The sequence below is a fragment of the Streptomyces sp. 5K101 genome, from assembly GCF_046506645.1.
Classification (GTDB): domain Bacteria; phylum Actinomycetota; class Actinomycetes; order Streptomycetales; family Streptomycetaceae; genus Streptomyces.
Map to the genome: position 1 here is coordinate 403,289 of NZ_JBKFFO010000001.1, position 17,183 is coordinate 420,471.

A 17,183-nucleotide genomic window follows, 5' to 3' on the forward strand; every position below is an offset into this window, starting at 1 on the left:
TGGCTCGCGGGTGCGGGCGGCCTGCGCAACACCGTGCGCCAGGAGCTGGTCGCCCGTCAGCTGGAGGAGCAGATCTCCGGCCGCTACCCGGTCGGGCAGCGGCTGCGCGTGCTCGACGTGGGCATGGGCCAGGGCACGCAGGCACTGCGGCTGGCACGGGCCGGGCACACGGTCACGGGCCTGGAGTCGGATCCGGTCATGCTGAAGGCGGCGCGTGACGCGCTCGCCGGCGAACCGGCCGGGATCCGCGAGCGGGTCCGGCTGATCGAGGGCGACGGCCGCGACACCGGCGTCCACTTCCTGCCGGGCAGCTTCGACGTGGTGCTGTGCCACGGCGTGCTCATGTACGTCGCCGACGCCGACGCGATGCTCGCCGGCCTCGCCAGGATGCTGGCGCCGGGCGGTCTGCTGTCCCTCCTCGTGCGCAACGGCGACGCGCTGGCGATGCGGCCGGGGCTGGCCGGTGACTGGCCGGCGGCCAGGGCCGCGTTCGGCACGGACACGTACACGAACCGGCTCGGGCTGACCGTGCGGGCCGACCGGCTGGCCGCGATGACGGCGACGCTCGAGGGGATCAACGCTCCGCTGCACGCCTGGTACGGCGTGCGGGTCTTCACGGACAACGTCGGCAACGACGTCGAACTGCCCCCGGCGGAGGAACTCCAGCAGTTGCTCGCCGCGGAGGAGCGGGCGGGGCGCACCGATCCGTACCGGCGGGTGGCGGCGCTGCTGCATCTGTGCGGAGTACGGCGGGCCTGAGGCCCCTGGCGGGGCCGGCCGCCCGGCCCCTGATCGGCGGTTCCCGGCAGGCACCCTGGGTGGGACAAAAGGGATACTCCCGGCATGAGCGCTTCCCCGCACCGCCGCCCGTCACGCCCCGCCCCGCTGCTCGTCACGGCCGTGCTCTGCGTCACGTCGGTGCTCTGCGCGGCCGTGCTCGTCGGCGGCTGCTCGCAGGCCTCGGCGCCGCGGCCGTCCGCGCCGTCAGGCCAGGAGCCGGCGCGCGCCATGGCGCCGACCGCCGCCAACGAGCTGGAGGACGACTACCTGACCGTCATCAGGAACGTCCTCCCGTCGGTCGTCCAGATCGAGGCGGGCGAGAGCCTCGGCTCCGGAGTCGTCTACGACGACAAGGGACACATCGTCACCAACGCGCACGTGGTGGGGGACGCCCGGTCGTTCGCGGTGACGCCGGCGACGGGCGAGGCGCCGCTGACGGCGCGGCTGGTCTTCTCGTACCCGGAACAGGATCTCGCGGTCATCCGGCTGGAGTCCGTGCCCGACGGGCTCGAGGCGGCGAAGTTCGGCGACTCCTCCACGGTCCAGGTCGGGCAGATCGTGCTCGCCATGGGTTCACCGCTGGGTCTGTCCAGCAGCGTCACCCAGGGCATCGTCTCGGGGATCGGCCGGACGGTGAGCGAGAGCAGCCGGGACGGCACGCCCGGGGCGACCATCGGCAACATGGTGCAGACCTCGGCCCCGATCAACCCGGGCAACAGCGGGGGCGCGCTGGTCAACATGGAGAGCGAGGTCATCGGCATCCCCACGCTCGCCGCGGTGGATCCCACGCTGGGCGAGGGCCAGGCCCCCGGCATCGGGTTCGCCATCCCGGTCTCGATGGTGCGCACGGTGGCCGACCAGATCATCAGGACGGGCCGGGTCACGGACTCGGGCCGCGCCGCGCTCGGCATCACGGGCCGTACGGTCCTCAACGACGACTACGTCCCGTCCGGTGTGGCGGTGGTCGAGGTCGCGGCGGGCGGCGCCGCGCAGAAGGCGGGGCTGCGGGCTGGCGACATCATCACCAGGGTCGAGGACGAGGAGATCACGACCATCACGTCGCTGGCCGAGGCGCTGGCCTCACGGCGGCCGGGCGACAAGGTGACGGTGACGTACGAACGGGGCGGGTCGCGGCGCACGGCGGAGGTCACGCTGGGGGAGATCTGACCGAGGGGGTGGGGCGTCGCGGGCGGTTGGCGCCGGCGGGGGCGCGGGCGTCGCGGGGTGGGGCGCGCGCGTCGGCGGCGGGGCGGGGGGCGTCGCGGGCGGGGGTGCGGGCGAGCTGTCGCGGCTGGAAGCGTGGGCCGGGCCACGCCCTCGGCGTGGCCCGGGTGCGCCGTCCGCTCGGGACTACGACGCGTGGAGGCTCATGGGGCCGTAGATCTCCGACCCGTCCTCCGACAGCACCACCTGGTCCGCCCCGCCCTCCTGGAGTTCCTTCCAGTGCTCGCCGATCCACGACTCGGCGTCGCCCTGGGTGGTGAACTCCTCCGGCTCCACGGCCGGCTGCACCTCCGTACCGTCGGACTTCTCGAACCGCCACGTCCATGCCATGTGCGCCTCCGGGTCCTGGCAGCTGATCAGTTTGCTGCCCGCAGCGTAGCCGGGCGCGCAGTCGCCGCGGGGACGCGGGAGGATCAGGGGCGTGGAACTGACTCTGCTCGGCACCGGCGCGCCCGCCGGACTACCCCGTCCCGACTGCCCCTGTGCCGTCTGTGCGACCGCGCGCGGTACCGAGGCACGGGCCGCCACCGCCCTGCTCGTGGACGGCGCGCTGCTGCTCGACCTCACGCCGGGCGCCGCGCTGGCGGCGGCACGGGCGGGCCATTCGCTCGTCGGCGTACGCCAGGTGCTGCTGACCCACCCGCACGACGGGCCCGCCGTCGACCTCCCTGCCGGGCTGCCGGCGGCGGGCCGGGTCCCGGACGGGCGGGAGCTGACGCTGATCAGCGGTCACCGGGTGCGGGCGGTGTCGGTGGACCATCCCGGCACCGGGTACGAGGTGACGTCGCCGGAGGGCGAGCGGCTGCTGTACCTGCCGCCGGGCGCGGCGCCGGCCGGTCTGGCCGAGAGGCTCGCTGCCTACGAGATGGTCGTCGCGGACGTCGTCGGGCGGCCCGACGGGGTGGCGCGGCTGCGGGCCGCCGGCGCGATCGGGTCCACGACCGATGTGATTGCCGTGCATCTCGACCACGACGTGCCGGGCGGTCCCGAGCTGGCGCGGCGGCTGGCGGCCGCGGGCGCGCGGGCGGTGCCGGACGGGACGACGCTGATCGTCGGCGAGTACCACGCGGTCCCGGACGTGCCCCGGCGCACGCTGGTGACCGGCGGGGCGCGTTCGGGCAAGTCGCTGGAGGCGGAACGGCGGCTGGAGGCGTTCCCGGACGTGCTGTACGTCGCGACCGGCGGGCGCCGCGACGGTGACGCCGAGTGGGCGGCGCGGGTGGCCGCGCACCGGGAGCGGCGGCCGGGTTCGTGGCGTACGACCGAGACGTGCGACCTGGTGCCGCTCCTCGGCGAGGACGGGCCGCCGCTGCTGATCGACTGCCTGTCGCTGTGGCTGACCGACGCGATGGACCGGGCGGAGGCGTGGGACGACGCGAAGTGGGCGGCGCACGGGGAGCGGGCGCTGCGCGCGCGGACGGCCGAACTGGTGGCCGCGGTGCGGGAGACGAGCCGGACGGTGGTGGCGGTCACGAACGAGGTGGGCTCGGGGGTGGTCCCGGCGACGTCGTCGGGCCGCCGCTTCCGCGACGAACTGGGCCGCCTGAATGCGGCGTTCGCCGAGGAGTGCGAGCACGTGTTGTTGGTGGTGGCGGGGCAGGCGCTGGCTCTGCGGGGGTGAGGGGCGGGCCGTTTCCCCACCCCGCCCCTCCCCGAACCGGGCTCCGCCCGGACCCGGCACCGCGCTTCGCGCGGTATTCGGGGGCTCCGCCCCCGGACCCCCGCGCCTCAAACGCCGGCGAGGCTTGAGATGCCCCCGAACCGGGCACCGCCCGCATCGCGCGTCGCGCGTTCCACGGGGCCTTGTCCCGGACCCGCGCCTCAAGCGTCGGCGAGGCTTGAAGTGCCCCCGAACCGGGCGCCGCTCGGACCGTGCGGGCAGTGCCCCCGGGCAGGGGGGAGGGCGGGGTGGGGGAACGGTACTGTTCGGCGAATGAGCAGGCTGAATCTCGACGACTTCTCCGATCTGATCGAGCGCCCCGACAGCGGCATCCGGCGCGACGCCGAGGAACGGCGGGAGCGGCTGGTCGTGCCGCCCGGTTCGCTGGGGCGGCTCGACGAGCTGGGTGAGTGGCTCGCGGCCGCGCAGGCCGCCGTCCCCGTCAGGGCCATCGAGCAGCCGCGCGTCGTGCTGTTCGCCGGTGACCACGGCGTCGCCGAACTGGGCGTGTCCGGGCGGCAGTCCGGGACCGCGCACGAGCTGGTGCGGGCCGTGCTGGAGGGCGCGCGCCCCGTCGCCGTGCTCGCCCGCCGCTCCGGGGTGCCGGTGCGGATCGTCGACGCCGGTCTGGACTGCGATCCCGGGCTGCTGCCCGAGGACGTCGTGAAGCACCGGGTGCGGCGCGGCAGCGGACGTATCGACATCGAGGACGCGCTGACCGTCGAGGAGGCCGAGCAGGCCGTGCGCCTCGGCATGGCGATCGCCGATGAGGAGGCCGACTCCGGCACCGACCTGGTCGTCCTCGGCGACCTCAGCGTCGGCGGCACCACGGCCGCCGCCACCCTCATCGCCGCGTTGTGCGGCACGGACGCGTCCGTGGTCACCGGGCGCGGCGGGGCCGGGATCGACGATCTGGCCTGGATGCGCAAGTGCGCGGCGATCCGCGACGCGCTGCGCCGGGCACGGCCGGTGCTGGGCGACCAGCTGGAACTGCTCGCGACCGTCGGCGGCGCCGACCTGGCCGCGATGACCGGTTTCCTCCTGCAGTGCGCGGTGCGCCGGATGCCGGTCGTCCTCGACGGCGTCGTGGCGGCGGCCTGCGGTCTCGTGGGCCAGCGCGCCGCGTTCCGTTCGCCGGACTGGTGGCTCGCGGGCCAGCTCAGCGGCGAGCCGGCGCAGGCCAAGGCGCTGGACCGGCTGGCGCTCACCCCGCTGCTCGACCACGGCGTCACCGTCGGCGAGGGGACGGGGGCGCTGCTCGCGCTCCCCTTGGTCCAGGCGGCCGCCGCGTTCGCGGCGGAGCTCCCCGAGCGGGCGGCCGAGAAGGGCTGACGGACCGGACGCCGGAGAGAGCGGGATCACTCCGGTGTCGCTCAACTTCGCGGTTCCCGGGGCGGTCTTGGAACGGGGCGCGAGGCTCGGTGCGGAACCGGTGCCGGGCCTCACGCCACGCACCGACCGATCCGGGAGCCGCGATTCATGCTCGTGTCCGCGTTCGCGCGCCGTGAGTGGGGCGCCCTGTACGCGACGGTCCGTGCCGCACTCGGCCAGAGGCGGTGGCGGACGCTCCCGCTCACCCTCGTCTCCGTCGGGCTGACCGCCTTCTTCTACCTGCTCCAACACCGGCCGCAGGGCCTGCGGCTGGTCCACGACATCGGCTTCGTCCGCGCCGAGGACCCGCTGTGGCTCGCCCTGCTGCGTACGCCGCTGTCGCTGTTCGTACCGGCGCTGGACCTGCCGGTGTGGGGTGCGCTGGCGCAGATCCTGCTGGTGTTCGGTATCGCGGAGCTGACTCTTGGGCGGTGGCGCACGCTGGTGATCGCGTACGTGTCGACGCTGGCCGGGACGACGTACGCGCGGATCGGCGTCGCGGTGGGCCCGGAGGGGCCGTTCGGGCTGCCCGCCGCGGACGCGCGGATCGTCGACACGGGTCCGTCGGCGGCGGTGGTCGGGCTCGCGGTGTTCGTCTGCTACCGCTACCGGGCGTGGGTCACGGCGGGTCTGGTGGTCGTGGCGATGATCGTCGAGGTGGTCGTCAAGCCGAATCTGGCGGGCAGGGAGCACCTGGCGGCGATCGGCGCGGTGCTGGTGGTGTGCGTGGCGGACGCGGTGCTGCGGCGGCGCCGTCAGCGGCCGGGGGTCGCCGGCCGGTCGGGCGCGCCGCCGATCAGGTCCTGAAACCGCCGCCGCACTCCGCCCCAGCGCCGGTCGTGCCGGGTGGCGCGCAGCAGGGACCGGGCACGCGCCCGGGGCCTGCGGCGGTAGGCGCGGCGGGCCCACGGTGAGCCGGGCCGGGCGAGCCGTACCGCACCGACCAGGGCGACGAACGGGACGAGGACACCGATCACGGCCATCCGCAGCTTGCCCTTGCACAGGGCGACGACGACCAGCAGGAAGTTGCCGGCGAGAGTGAGGATCAGTACGGCGCGGTTCTCCCGTTCCTCCGGCGTGAGGCCGTCGACGCCGAGGGGCGACGATCCGGAGAGCACGAGGAGGGCGAGGGCGGCGGTGAGCACGACGACCTCGACGCTCTGGCGGCCCTGTTCGGTCCAGTAGACGTCGGCGAGGTGGAGGATGAGCGCGAACTCGTCGAGCACGAGACCCACGCCCGTCCCGAAGACGACGGCGCCGACGCACGCGACGACGCTGCGCCGGTCACCGCCGAGGGACACGAACCCGCCGACCACGGCGAGGATGACGCCGGGCACGACGTGGTGGATGTGCATGCCCCCCGGAGCGACGTTCCGGAACGGCCCGCGGCCCGCGCGGATCATCCGGGTCACCGTGCGCGTGACGAGAAACGTGAGCACGAACGAGGCCAGCGCGAGCAGCATCGGGAGCTTTCCCGGCTCGACGAATTCGCCATAGAACCAGTGACCCATGCCACCCGCTTCCGGTTCGCGCGTTATGGGCGATTCAGCTTCGCAGGCGGCGGGCTACTCTCGCGCGGTGACTGCTCTGCATGGCGTGCGTTTCGCCTTCGGCACGCTGACCGTGCTCCCCGTGCGGGTGCCCCGCTGGGACCGTGACGCCGCCCGCTCCGGAATGCTGTGCGCGCCGCTCGCCGGCCTGGTCGTCGGCCTGTGCGCGGCAGCGCTCGGCGGCGTCCTGCTCCTGCTCGGCTCGGGGCCGCTGCTCGCCGCCGTGGCCACGGCCGCCGTCCCGGCAGTGCTCACCCGCGGGCTGCACCTGGACGGGCTGGCCGACACGGCGGACGGCCTGGGCAGCGGGAAGCCCGCCGAGGACGCGCTGCGGATCATGAAGCAGTCGGACGTCGGTCCGTTCGGTGTCATCACCCTGCTGTTCGTACTGCTGGCACAGGTCGCGGCGCTGAGCGGGCTGTACGCGCAGGGCTGGATGCTGGGGGCGGGCGGGGCGGTCCTGTCGGCGGTCACGGCCCGCCTGGCCCTGACCCTCGCGTCGCGTACGGGCGTCCCGGCCGCGCGGCCGGACGGCCTCGGCGCGGCGGTCGCGGGGTCCGTCCCCGCACGCCTCGCGTTCGCGGTGGCGGCGCTGGCGACGGGGTGTGCGGCGGGCGCGGGCGCGTTGACCGGCCCGTACGGCGCCCCGCACGCGGCGCTCGCGGTCCTCGCGGCGCTGGCCGCGGCGCAGGTGCTGCTGCGGCACTGCGTGCGCCGCTTCGGCGGGGTGACCGGCGACGTATTCGGGGCCCTGGCGGAGACCGCGGCGACGACCACGCTGATCGTACTGACGCTGGGTCATCAGCTCGGCCGGTAGGCGGAGGATGCAGGCGCGTGCGGGAGCCGCGGGCGCCGGTGCCACGGGACGACGCGGTGCATCGGTCGGCGCGCGGACCGGGCGGCTCGGGGCGGGACCGGGGAACCTTGGCGTACCGCTCCTCCGTCACCTGAAAGAGACACCACAAACGAGTGAACAGCCGCCGCCGTGAGCGGGACATGCGAGCGCGCGTAGGCTCTTCCCCGGCGTGGGGATGCCGATCCATCCCCCTGTACGGCCGCTGCGGCCTCGGAACTCAACGGAAGCGAGATTTCACCACCGTGACTGCTCTCACTCTCAGCACTGCCGGCGCGGCGACGCTGCGCGCCGACGCCGTCGTCGTCGGTGTCGCCAAGGGGGCCAAGGGCCCGGTGGTCGCACCGGGCGCGGAGGCCGTGGACCAGGCGTTCGACGGCAAGCTCGCCAGCGTCCTGGAGACCCTCGGCGCGAGTGGTGCCGAGGGCGAGGTGACCAAGCTCCCCGCCCCCACCGGCATCAAGTCGCCGGTCGTCCTGGCGGTCGGACTCGGCTCGGCTCCCGAGCAGGACAAGCCGTACGAGACCGAGGCGCTGCGCCGTGCCGCCGGCAGCGCGGCCCGTGCGCTGACCGGCTCGAAGAAGGCCGCCTTCGCGCTGCCCATAGAGGCGGTCGAGGACGCGGAGGCCATCGCCGAGGGCGCGCTGCTGGGCGCGTACGCGTTCACCGCCTACCAGGAGAACGGCAAGCACGGTAAGAAGCCGCTGGCCGAGGTGGCGCTGCTCGGCGCGAAGCCGCGCGACAAGGCGTTCAAGGCCGCCGCCGAGCGCGCGATCGCCCTCACCGAGGAGATCAACCGCGCCCGCGACCTGATCAACACCCCGCCGAACGACCTCACCCCCGAGTCCTTCGCCGCCATCGCCGCCGACGCGGGCAAGGAGCACGGCATCAAGGTGCAGGTACTCGACGAGAAGGCGCTGGTCAAGGGCGGCTTCGGCGGCATCCTGGGCGTCGGCCAGGGCTCGCAGAACCCGCCGCGCCTGGTGAAGCTGTCCTACACGCACTCCAAGGGCGCCAAGCACCTGGCCCTGGTCGGCAAGGGCATCACGTACGACTCGGGCGGCATCTCCCTGAAGCCGGCCGGCCACAACGAGACGATGAAGTGCGACATGAGCGGCGCCGCCGCGGTGTTCGCCGCCGTCGTCGCGGCCGCCCGCCTGGGCCTCGCGGTCAACGTCACCGCCTGGCTGGCGCTCGCCGAGAACATGCCGTCCGGCTCGGCCACCCGTCCCGGTGACGTGCTGCGCATGTACAGCGGCAAGACGGTCGAGGTGCTCAACACCGACGCCGAGGGCCGCCTGGTGCTCGCCGACGCGCTGACGAAGGCGTCGGAGGAGAAGCCGGACGCGATCGTCGACGTGGCGACGCTGACCGGTGCGATGGTGCTGGCGCTGGGCAACCGTACGTTCGGCATCATGGCGAACGACGACGCCTTCCGGACCGCCGTCCACGAGATCGCCGAGGAGGTCGGCGAGGCGTCCTGGCCGATGCCGCTCCCCGCCGACCTGCGCAAGGGCATGGACTCGCCGACCGCCGACATCGCCAACATGGGCGAGCGGATGGGCGGCGGCCTGGTCGCCGGCCTCTTCCTGAAGGAGTTCGTGGGCGAGGGCATCACCTGGGCGCACCTGGACATCGCGGGCCCGGCCTTCCACGAGGGCGCGCCGTACGGCTACACACCCAAGGGCGGCACGGGCTCGGCGGTCCGCACGCTGGTCAAGCTGGCGGAACGCACGGCATCCGGCGACCTGGGCTGACGCGGGACGTCTCCGGGGGCGCTGCCCCGGGGCCCCGCATCGACTCGGGCTGACGCGGGACGTCTCCGGGGAGGCTGCCCCGGGGCCCCGCATCGACTCGGGCTGACGCGGGGCGTTTCCCGGGACCCCGGGATCCCGCATCGACCCGGGCTGACGCGGGGTGCTTGCTGGGGGTGCTGTCCCCAGGTCCCGGATCGATCCGGGCTGATGCGAGGGCATCGCGCGAAGCGCGGTGCCGGGGCCGGGCGGAGCCCGGTTGAGGGAAGGGGCGGGGTGGGGGAAGAGCCCGCCCAGCGCACCACCCCCTACCCCCCGGTAACCGCAAAACGCGCTCAAGCTCACCATCTCAACCTCCGGCCCCGCGTCCCGCAGCCCGTCGACAAGTGCGAAGATGGGTTCTCGGCAGGACAGGGCCCCCACCACAGGGCCGAAGACTAAGCGGCCGAACACCAGCCGCCGCCCGTCATCGACGACGGCGAACGGCGCACATGCATGGAGGACGTGACGTGGCGAACGACGCCAGCACCGTTTTCGACCTAGTGATCCTCGGCGGTGGTAGCGGCGGTTACGCTGCGGCGCTGCGCGGAGCTCAGCTGGGCCTGGACGTCGCACTGATCGAAAAGAACAAGCTCGGCGGCACCTGCCTGCACAACGGATGCATCCCCACCAAGGCTCTGCTGCACGCCGGTGAGATCGCCGACCAGGCTCGCGAGGCCGAGCAGTTCGGTGTCAAGACCTCGTTCGAGGGGATCGACATCGCCGGTGTCCACAAGTACAAGGACGACGTGATCTCCGGCCTGTACAAGGGCCTGCAGGGTCTCGTCGCCTCCCGCAAGGTGACCTACATCGAGGGTGAGGGCCGCCTGTCCTCCCCCACCTCCGTCGACGTCAACGGCCAGCGCATCCAGGGCCGCCACGTCCTGCTGGCGACCGGCTCCGTGCCGAAGTCGCTGCCCGGTCTGGACATCGACGGCAACCGCATCATCTCCTCGGACCACGCCCTCAAGCTGGACCGCGTCCCGCAGTCCGCGATCATCCTGGGCGGCGGCGTCATCGGCGTCGAGTTCGCCTCGGCGTGGAAGTCCTTCGGCACCGACGTCACCGTCATCGAGGGCCTCAAGCACCTGGTCCCGGTCGAGGACGAGAACTCTTCGAAGCTTCTTGAGCGCGCGTTCCGCAAGCGCGGCATCAAGTTCAACCTCGGCACCTTCTTCGAGAAGGCCGAGTACACCGAGACCGGTGTGCGCGTCACCCTCGCGGACGGCAAGACCTTCGAGGCCGAGGTGCTCTTGGTCGCCATCGGCCGCGGCCCGGTCTCGGCCGGTCTCGGCTACGAGGAGCAGGGCGTCGCGATGGACCGCGGCTACGTCCTGGTCGACGAGTACATGCAGACCAACGTGCCCACCATCTCCGCGGTCGGCGACCTGGTCCCGACGCTCCAGCTCGCGCACGTCGGCTTCGCCGAGGGCATCCTGGTGGCGGAGCGGCTGGCCGGTCTCAAGACCGTTCCGATCGACTACGACGGCGTGCCGCGGGTGACGTACTGCCACCCCGAGGTCGCCTCCGTCGGCATCACCGAGGCCAAGGCCAAGGAGATCTACGGTGCGGACAAGGTCGTCGCCCTGAAGTACAACCTCGCGGGCAACGGCAAGAGCAAGATCCTCAAGACCGCGGGCGAGATCAAGCTCGTCCAGGTCAAGGACGGTGCCGTGGTCGGCGTCCACATGGTCGGTGACCGTATGGGCGAGCAGGTCGGCGAAGCGCAGCTGATCTACAACTGGGAGGCTCTGCCGGCCGAGGTCGCGCAGCTCATCCACGCGCACCCGACGCAGAACGAGGCCCTCGGCGAGGCCCATCTGGCCCTGGCCGGCAAGCCGCTGCACTCCCACGACTGATCAGTCCGGGCGCGACGACACTTCCGCACCTTCCCTCGCTCGTGCTTCGCACGAGCCGGGGAGGCCCCACCGTAAGGAGCAACTGAAACCATGGCGGTTTCCGTAACCCTTCCGGCGCTCGGCGAGAGCGTCACCGAAGGCACCGTCACCCGCTGGCTGAAGGCCGAGGGCGAGCGCGTCGAGGCCGACGAGCCGCTGCTCGAGGTCTCCACCGACAAGGTCGACACCGAGATCCCGGCCCCGGCCGCCGGTGTGCTGGCCTCCATCAAGGTCGCCGAGGACGAGACCGTCGAGGTCGGCGCCGAGCTGGCCGTCATCGACGACGGCACGGGCGTGCCTGCTGCCGCCCCGGCCCCGGCCGCCGCCGAGGCCCCGGCCCCGGCCCCCGCCCAGGAGGCCCCGCAGGCCGCCCCGTCCACCGAGGTCGCCGCTCCGGCTCCGGCCCCGACGGCCGAGGCCGCGTCCGGTGGCGGTTCCGCCGCCGGCACCGACGTCGTCCTCCCCGCGCTCGGCGAGAGCGTCACCGAGGGCACCGTCACCCGCTGGCTGAAGGAGGTCGGCGAGGAGGTCACGGAGGACGAGCCCCTGCTCGAGGTCTCCACCGACAAGGTCGACACCGAGATCCCGGCCCCGGCTTCCGGTGTGCTGCTGGAGATCGTGGTCGGCGAGGACGAGACCGCCGAGGTCGGCGCCAAGCTGGCCGTCATCGGCGCTCCGGGTGCGGCTCCGGCCGCGGCCCCGGCTCCCGCCGCTCCGGCTCCGGCTCCCGCCGCCGCTGCCCCGGCCGCCCCCGCGGCCCCGGCTCCCGCGCCTGCCCCGGCACCCGCCCCGGCTCCGGCTCCGGCGCCCGCCGCCGCTGCCCCGGCCGCCCCCGCGGCCCCGGCTCCCGCGCCTGCCCCGGCACCCGCCCCGGCTCCGGCTCCGGCGCCCGCCGCCGTCGAGGCGAGCGACGCGTACGTCACCCCGCTGGTCCGCAAGCTCGCCGCCGAGAACGGCGTCGACCTCGGCACCGTCAAGGGCACCGGCGTCGGCGGCCGTATCCGCAAGCAGGACGTCATCGCCGCCGCGGAGGCCACCAAGGCCGCCGTCCCGGCGCCCGCCGCCGCTGCCGCTCCGGCCGCGCCGCAGGCTCCGAAGCTCGAGGTGTCCCCGCTGCGCGGTCAGACCGTCAAGATGACCCGCATGCGCAAGGTCATCGGCGACAACATGATGAAGGCGCTGCACGGCCAGGCCCAGCTGACCTCGGTCGTCGAAGTCGACATCACCAAGCTGATGAAGCTGCGCGCCCGGGCCAAGGACGCGTTCGCGGCGCGCGAGGGCGTCAAGCTCTCCCCGATGCCGTTCTTCGTCAAGGCCGCGGCCCAGGCGCTGAAGGCCCACCCGGTCATCAACGCCCGGATCAACGAGGACGAGGGCACCATCACGTACTTCGACTCGGAGAACATCGGCATCGCCGTGGACTCCGAGAAGGGTCTGATGACGCCGGTCATCAAGGGTGCGGGCGACCTGAACATCGCCGGTATCGCGAAGAAGACGGCCGAGCTCGCCGGCGCCGTGCGCGCCAGCAAGATCACGCCGGACGACCTCGCCGGTGCGACCTTCACCATCAGCAACACCGGTTCGCGCGGTGCGCTGTTCGACACGATCATCGTGCCGCCGAACCAGGTCGCCATCCTGGGCATCGGCGCCACGGTCCGCCGTCCGGTGGTCGTGAACCACCCGGACCTCGGCGAGACGATCGCCGTCCGCGACATGACGTACGTCGCGCTCTCCTACGACCACCGTCTCGTGGACGGCGCCGACGCCGCCCGCTACCTGACGGCTGTCAAGGCGATCCTGGAGGCGGGCGAGTTCGAGGTCGAACTCGGTCTGTAACCAGCCTCACGAACGGCGCCCCCGCTGGGAGTACATTCCGGCGGGGGCGCCGCCGTATTGTCTAGGGGTCACAGGTCGACGCGGCTTTAAGGAGCGCTCCATGACCGTCCCCGTCGTCCACTCGCTGCGCGATCAGATCCGCGAGCACATCGTGGAGGGGATCGTCAGCGGCCGCTGGAAGCCCGGGGAGCGCATCGTCGAGCGCCGTATCGCGACCGAGCTGGAGGTCTCCCAGACCCCGGTGCGCGAGGCGCTGCGCGAGCTGGAGTCGCTGCGGCTGATCGAGTCGGCGCCCAACAAGGGTGTACGGGTGCGGAATCTGACGGCCGCCGACCTGGAGGAGAGCTACCCGGTCCGGGCGGGCCTGGAGCAGATCGCGGCCGAACTGGCCGCGGAGCGGCTGGCGGACGACTGCTCGGCCCTGGAACCGCACGTCACGGCGCTGTACGAGGCGGACCGCACGGGCGACTCGGCGGCGCAGGTCCGCCACACGGTGGCGTTCCACCGCGAGCTGGTGCGCGCCGCGTCCAACAAGGTGCTCCTGCACACGTGGGAGGGCCTGGGGATCGAGGTCTTCACCGCGCTGTCCATCCGGTGGCTGGGGACGGTACAGAAGTCGTACGCGGAGGAGCACCAGGAGCTGGTGGAGGCGTTCCGCAGGCGCGACCCGTCGATCGGCACGCTGGTGAAGTCCCACGTCCTGGGCTGCGCGCCGCGCGCGTAGCCCAGGACGTGGACCGGGTTACGCGCTCGGGCGTGGCCGACCCCGTGCGCGTAGCCGCGCGTGGACCAGGTCATGCGCTCGGGCGTGGCCCGGTCGGGGCGCGTGACGCCCGCTCTCCCGGGCCGGGCTCCCCTGGCCCGGCCCCGTCCGGACCCACAGCGTCGGGCCGCTCCGGGGCTCGAATTCGGGACTGCTTTCACGAACCTGCGTCGCGGTATCTCACGACGCCTTACGTCCCGAACACGACCCCTGCGCGTCCCTCCCCCTGGCGAGGCGGACGGGGTTGCCGTGGTCGGGCAACTGCCGGCACCCGCTCCCCACGGGCAGCGAGGCCATCCCGGGGACGACCACCAACCGGTACTGCCGTACCGGCCGGAGGGGGTCGGGGTCGGAGGAGAGGGGTGCCCGGACGTAAGGCGTCGTGAGATACCGCAACGCCCGGCAACCGGAAAGCAGTCCGGGTACCCCACTCCGGAGGCCCCGGCCCCCGGCACCACCCCCGGACAGGGGGCAACCGGGGCGCCCCCGGCACGGGGACGCCGGGGGCGCAACGCCCCCCCCGGCACACCGGGCGCGTGGGGGCGCAACGCCTCCCGGCGCACCGGGCGCGCCCGGAAAGGGGGCATTCGTACCGGCACCCCGTGCCCACTTTTGCGGCACGGGATGCCAATTTCTCCCCAGGCTTTGATCGATCATCGATCAGAGACTTACAGTCGACGACGGGTTCACCAACCCCTCGCCCTGTCCTGCCAGACACGGCACCCCCTTATCTCCACCCCCCTCCTGTCCGGAAGGCGGCGATCATGACCGACCCCGTAGGCAAGCTTCCGAGTGAGCTCGACCAGCTCCCGGACCGTGACGCCGAGGAAACCGCCGAGTGGGCGGCGTCCCTCGACGCCGTCGCGGAGCACGCCGGCCCGCACCGCGCCGCGTACCTGATGCGCCGCACCCTGCAGCACGCCGAGAAGGCGGGCGTGGCCCTGCCCCGGCTGCTGGAGACGGACTACGTCAACACCATCCCCACCTCCGCCGAGCCCGCGTTCGACGGCGACGAGGAGATGGAGGCGCGCATCACCGCCTGGAACCGCTGGAACGCGGCCGCCATGGTGACCCGCGGCTCCCGCTTCGGTGTCGGCGGCCACATCGCCACCTTCGCCTCCGCGGCCTGGCTCTACGAGACCGGCTTCAACCACTTCTTCCGCGGCAAGGAGAGCGACGGCTCCGGCGACCAGCTCTACATCCAGGGCCACGCCTCCCCCGGCATCTACGCCCGCGCGTTCCTCGACGGCCGGCTGAGCGAGCAGCAGCTCGACAACTTCCGGCAGGAGGCGGGCGGCAACGGCCTCCCCTCCTACCCGCACCCGCGCCGCCTGCCCTGGCTGTGGGAGTTCCCCACGGTCTCCATGGGCCTCGGCCCGCTCTCCGCGATCTATCAGGCGCGCTTCAACCGCTACCTCCACAACCGCGGGATCAAGGACACGTCCGCGTCCCACGTCTGGGCGTTCCTCGGCGACGGCGAGATGGACGAGCCCGAGTCGACCGCGGCACTCGCCCTCGCCTCCCGCGAGCGGCTGGACAACCTGACCTTCGTCATCAACTGCAACCTGCAGCGTCTCGACGGCCCGGTCCGCGCCAACTTCAAGATCGTGCAGGAGCTGGAGGCCCAGTTCCGCGGCGCCGGCTGGAACGTCGTCAAGTCGCTGTGGGGCTCGGCCTGGGACGAGCTGTTCCAGCTCGACACCACCGGCGCCCTGGTCCGCCGCCTCCGCGAGGTGCCGGACGCGCAGTTCCAGACGTACGCGACCCGCGACGTCGCGTACATCCGCGAGCACTTCTTCGGCGCCGAGCCCGCGCTCGTCGAGCTGGCCCGGCTGCTCACCGACGCCAAGATCGCCGAGTGCTTCTACACCTCCCGCGGCGGCCACGAGGCCCGCAAGGTGTACGCGGCGTACAAGGCGGCCGTCGAGCACAAGGGCGCGCCGACCGTGATCCTCGCCCAGACGGTGAAGGGCTACACGCTCGGCAAGGGCTTCGAGTCGAAGAACGCCAACCACCAGATGAAGAAGCTGACGATCGACGAGTTCAAGGGCATGCGCGACCTGCTCGGGCTCCCGATCGCCGACAGCGCCTTCGCCGACGGCCTCGTGCCGTACGGCCACCCCGGCGCCGACTCCCCCGAGGTCCGCTACCTCCAGGAGCGCCGCGCCGCCCTCGGCGGCCCCGCCCCGGCCCGCCGGGTCCACGCGGCGGCGCTGCCGCAGCCGGAGGAGCGCGCCTTCAAGGCCCTGTACAAGGGCTCCGGCAAGCAGGAGATGGCCACGACGATGGCCTTCGTCCGGCTGATGAAGGACCTGATGCGGGACAAGGAGACCGGCAGGCGCTGGGTGCCGATCGTCCCGGACGAGGCCCGCACCTTCGGCATGGAATCGCTGTTCCCGTCCGCGGGCATCTACTCGCCGCTGGGCCAGACGTACGAGCCGGTCGACCGCGACCAGCTGATGTACTACAAGGAGGCCAAGGACGGCCAGATCCTCAACGAGGGGATCACCGAGGCCGGCGCCATGGCCGACTTCATCGCCGCCGCGACGTCGTACGCGACGCACGGCGAGACGATGATCCCGTTCTACATCTTCTACTCGATGTTCGGCTGGCAGCGGACCGGCGACCAGATGTGGCAGCTCGCCGACCAGCTCGGCAAGGGCTTCATCGTGGGCGCGACGGCGGGCCGTACGACCCTGACCGGTGAGGGCCTCCAGCACGCGGACGGCCACTCGCACCTGATCGCCGCCACGAACCCGGCGTCGCTGAACTACGACCCGGCGTTCGCGTACGAGGTGGCGGTGATCGTCAAGGACGGTCTGCGCCGGATGTACGGCCCCGACGCGGAGGACGTCTTCTACTACCTGACGGTCTACAACGAGCCCAAGCCGCAGCCCGCCATGCCGGAGGGCGTCGAGGAGGGCATCGTCAAGGGCCTGTACCGCTTCAAGGAGGGCTCGGCCGGAGCGGACGCACCGCGCCTGCAGTTGCTCGCCTCCGGTACGGCCATCCACTGGGCGCTGGAGGCCCAGGAGCTGCTGGCCGCCGACTGGAACGTGGCCGCCGACGTGTGGTCCGCGACCTCGTGGGGCGAGCTGCGCCGCGACGCGCTGGCGGCCGACGAGGCCCTGCTGCGCGGCGAGCAGCGCACGCCGTACGTGACCCAGGCGCTGGAGGGCGCTCCCGGTCCGGTGCTGGCCGTCTCCGACTGGATGCGGCAGGTGCCCGACCAGATCAGCCAGTGGGTCGAGCAGGACTGGTCGTCGCTCGGCACGGACGGCTTCGGTCTGTCGGACACCCGTGAGGGCGCGCGCCGGCACTTCGGCGTCGACGCGCAGTCGATCACGGTCGCGGCGCTGGCCCAGCTGGCCCGGCGCGGCGAGGTCCCGGCCTCGGCGGTGAAGGAGGCGCGGGAGCGCTACGGGCTGTGAGGCAGGGCCCGTAGGGCAGGCTCC

Annotated in this window: 13 protein-coding genes; 11 read left to right on the plus strand and 2 right to left on the minus strand. The window is 73.1% G+C overall.

The window, feature by feature from the left end:
* Positions 1–33: 33 nt before the first annotated feature.
* Positions 34–759: a class I SAM-dependent methyltransferase gene (locus ACLB9X_RS01800; protein WP_410358382.1), complete on the plus strand. Its 726-nt coding sequence runs from the start codon at positions 34–36 to the stop codon at positions 757–759.
* An 84-nt stretch (positions 760–843) separates the two neighbouring features.
* Complete coding sequence (locus ACLB9X_RS01805; protein WP_410358383.1) at positions 844–1,947, plus strand: S1C family serine protease; 1,104 nt, start codon at positions 844–846, stop codon at positions 1,945–1,947.
* A gap of 183 nt (positions 1,948–2,130) precedes the next feature.
* On the opposite strand, the gene ACLB9X_RS01810 is transcribed toward ACLB9X_RS01805, so the two are convergent.
* Positions 2,131–2,334, minus strand: a complete 204-nt coding sequence (locus ACLB9X_RS01810; protein ID WP_410358384.1) for a hypothetical protein — start codon at positions 2,332–2,334, stop codon at positions 2,131–2,133.
* Between the two features lie 91 nt (positions 2,335–2,425).
* Here ACLB9X_RS01810 and ACLB9X_RS01815 point away from each other — a divergent pair, with 91 nt between their 5' ends.
* From ACLB9X_RS01815 to ACLB9X_RS01825, 3 genes are all read left to right on the plus strand, one after another.
* Positions 2,426–3,625, plus strand: coding sequence for a bifunctional adenosylcobinamide kinase/adenosylcobinamide-phosphate guanylyltransferase (locus ACLB9X_RS01815; protein WP_410358385.1), 1,200 nt, complete (start codon positions 2,426–2,428; stop codon positions 3,623–3,625).
* Positions 3,626–3,937: 312 nt separating this feature from the next.
* Positions 3,938–4,996 carry a nicotinate-nucleotide--dimethylbenzimidazole phosphoribosyltransferase gene (gene cobT / locus ACLB9X_RS01820; protein ID WP_410358386.1) on the plus strand — a complete coding sequence of 353 codons (1,059 nt, stop codon included), beginning with the start codon at positions 3,938–3,940 and terminating at the stop codon, positions 4,994–4,996.
* 147 nt (positions 4,997–5,143) lie between these two features.
* Positions 5,144–5,842, plus strand: coding sequence for a hypothetical protein (locus ACLB9X_RS01825; protein WP_410358387.1), 699 nt, complete (start codon positions 5,144–5,146; stop codon positions 5,840–5,842).
* Here the strand turns inward: ACLB9X_RS01825 and ACLB9X_RS01830 are convergent.
* Entirely contained in the window at positions 5,791–6,546 is a 756-nt protein-coding gene (locus ACLB9X_RS01830) for a hypothetical protein (protein WP_410358388.1), read from the minus strand. The two genes, ACLB9X_RS01825 and ACLB9X_RS01830, sit on opposite strands and share 52 nt — an antisense overlap.
* Positions 6,547–6,613: 67 nt before the next feature.
* Here ACLB9X_RS01830 and ACLB9X_RS01835 point away from each other — a divergent pair, with 67 nt between their 5' ends.
* From ACLB9X_RS01835 to aceE, 6 genes are all read left to right on the plus strand, one after another.
* Positions 6,614–7,402, plus strand: coding sequence for an adenosylcobinamide-GDP ribazoletransferase (locus tag ACLB9X_RS01835; protein ID WP_410358389.1), 789 nt, complete (start codon positions 6,614–6,616; stop codon positions 7,400–7,402).
* A gap of 281 nt (positions 7,403–7,683) precedes the next feature.
* Entirely contained in the window at positions 7,684–9,195 is a 1,512-nt protein-coding gene (locus tag ACLB9X_RS01840; RefSeq protein WP_410358390.1) for a leucyl aminopeptidase, read from the plus strand.
* Between the two features lie 506 nt (positions 9,196–9,701).
* Entirely contained in the window at positions 9,702–11,090 is a 1,389-nt protein-coding gene (gene lpdA, locus ACLB9X_RS01845; RefSeq protein ID WP_410358391.1) for a dihydrolipoyl dehydrogenase, read from the plus strand.
* 90 nt (positions 11,091–11,180) lie between these two features.
* On the plus strand, positions 11,181–12,965 hold the full coding sequence (sucB, locus tag ACLB9X_RS01850; protein WP_410358392.1) for a 2-oxoglutarate dehydrogenase, E2 component, dihydrolipoamide succinyltransferase: 1,785 nt from the start codon (positions 11,181–11,183) through the stop codon (positions 12,963–12,965).
* Positions 12,966–13,065: 100 nt separating this feature from the next.
* Positions 13,066–13,689 (plus strand): GntR family transcriptional regulator, encoded by a 624-nt coding sequence (locus ACLB9X_RS01855; protein WP_307715874.1) that lies wholly within the window; start codon positions 13,066–13,068, stop codon positions 13,687–13,689.
* 803 nt (positions 13,690–14,492) lie between these two features.
* Positions 14,493–17,159: a pyruvate dehydrogenase (acetyl-transferring), homodimeric type gene (gene aceE, locus ACLB9X_RS01860; protein WP_410358393.1), complete on the plus strand. Its 2,667-nt coding sequence runs from the start codon at positions 14,493–14,495 to the stop codon at positions 17,157–17,159.
* Positions 17,160–17,183: the final 24 nt, after the last annotated feature.

Bases quoted from the DNA above. Each gene is read 5' to 3' on its own strand.
- ACLB9X_RS01805 (WP_410358383.1), top strand. From the start codon at position 844: ATGAGCGCTTCCCCGCACCGCCGCCCGTCACGCCCCGCCCCGCTGCTC.
- ACLB9X_RS01810 (WP_410358384.1), bottom strand. From the start codon at position 2,334: ATGGCATGGACGTGGCGGTTCGAGAAGTCCGACGGTACGGAGGTGCAG.
- cobT (WP_410358386.1), top strand. From the start codon at position 3,938: ATGAGCAGGCTGAATCTCGACGACTTCTCCGATCTGATCGAGCGCCCC.
- ACLB9X_RS01825 (WP_410358387.1), top strand. From the start codon at position 5,144: ATGCTCGTGTCCGCGTTCGCGCGCCGTGAGTGGGGCGCCCTGTACGCG.
- ACLB9X_RS01830 (WP_410358388.1), bottom strand. From the start codon at position 6,546: ATGGGTCACTGGTTCTATGGCGAATTCGTCGAGCCGGGAAAGCTCCCG.
- sucB (WP_410358392.1), top strand. From the start codon at position 11,181: ATGGCGGTTTCCGTAACCCTTCCGGCGCTCGGCGAGAGCGTCACCGAA.
- ACLB9X_RS01855 (WP_307715874.1), top strand. From the start codon at position 13,066: ATGACCGTCCCCGTCGTCCACTCGCTGCGCGATCAGATCCGCGAGCAC.
- aceE (WP_410358393.1), top strand. From the start codon at position 14,493: ATGACCGACCCCGTAGGCAAGCTTCCGAGTGAGCTCGACCAGCTCCCG.